Annotated in this window: 1 protein-coding gene; it reads left to right on the forward strand. The window is 79.7% G+C overall.

Features of this window, described 5'->3' with window-relative positions; translation table 11 throughout:
- The coding region (locus tag ACZ6R6_RS29915; protein ID WP_470098872.1) for a serine/threonine-protein kinase at positions 1-1,359 on the forward strand (1,359 nt) is incomplete at both ends.

Genomic DNA, 1,359 nt, shown 5'->3' on the forward strand with positions numbered 1-1,359 from the left:
GACACCGTGCTCCTGGCCCCCGACGGACCCCGCGTCTGCGACATCGGCCTCGGCACCACCGGCCCCGAACCCGACTACCGCGCCCCCGAACTCCTACGCGCCGGGCTCACCCCCGCCGCGGACTCCGGTGCCGTCGCCTCGGTCCCCGGTCCCGCGACCGCCGCCTCGGGCCCCGGTGCCGAATCGGATCCCGGTCCCGGTGTCCCCGCCTCCGGCCCCGGCTCTCCCACCCCGGGCTCCGGCTCCGCCTCGGCTCCCGGTGTCCCGGCCGCGACTCCCGGCACCGGGCCCGGCCGGCCCGCCGACCTCTTCGCCTGGGCCGCCACCATCGCCTACGCCGCCACCGGACAGCACCCCTTCGACGGACAGCCCGGCAAGGTCCTCGACGGCCCCGCCAACCTCACCGGCGTCCCCGCCACGCTCGCCCCCCTCCTGGCCGCCTGCCTCGACAAGCACCCCTACGAACGACCCGACACCAAGGCCGCCATGCTCCGCCTCCTCGGCGAGGAGCCGGCGGGCCCGACGCCCTCCGGCGGCGACCGTACGACCGGCTCCGAGACGCCGGGCGGGCCCGTTCCCGCGGGCGCGGCCGGTCCCGGCGAGACGGCCGTTCTCCCGGGCGCGGCCGCGGCCGGTGGGCCGCCGCAGCCGACGGCGCTGCCCCTCTGGGGGGCGCCGGCGCTGCCGGGGGCCGCCCCTCCGGTGGCCGTACCCGCTCCGGCGGCGGCCGCACCGGCCGGTGACCGGCCCAAGCGCGGCGGTTTCCCCGTCGTGCTGGCCGCCTGCGCCGGCGTGGCCGTCCTGCTGTCCGGGCTCGGGCTCTGGGCCGCCGGGAGTTACGCCTCCCTCGGCGACGTGGGACGCGCGGCCGCCGAGGAGAGGGTCTCCGGCATCCTCCCGGCCGCGGCGGGCCAGGAACCGGCCCGGCCATCAGGTCAGAGCCAGGAGGTCGGGGACGGGCCGGCCGGCGGGGACGGGCCGTCGGACAAGGCGACCGTGCCCTGGGCCACCACGACCGGCCCGCAGGTCCCGGACGTCGGGCCGCTGCGGCTGAACACCGAGGCCCCGGCGGTGACGCCCCCCACCTCGTCGATGACGTCGCCCGTCACCCCGCCTCCGCTCCCGGTGCCCACGATCCCGGCCCCGGTCCCCACGGCGCCGGCGGCCACGCGCAAGGCCGACGCCAGGCCCGCGCCGACCTCGAAGCCCAAGAACACGGCCAGGAGCACCCGGACCCCCAAGCCCGGCCGTACGGCCAAGCCGACCTCCGGACCGGCCACCAGACCCACGCCGACGCAGAAGCCCACGCCGACGCGGAAGCCCACGCAGGCCCCGGCGCCGACCCGGACGGCCCAGCCC

The sequence above is a fragment of the Streptosporangium sp. NPDC048886 genome, assembly GCF_055586905.1.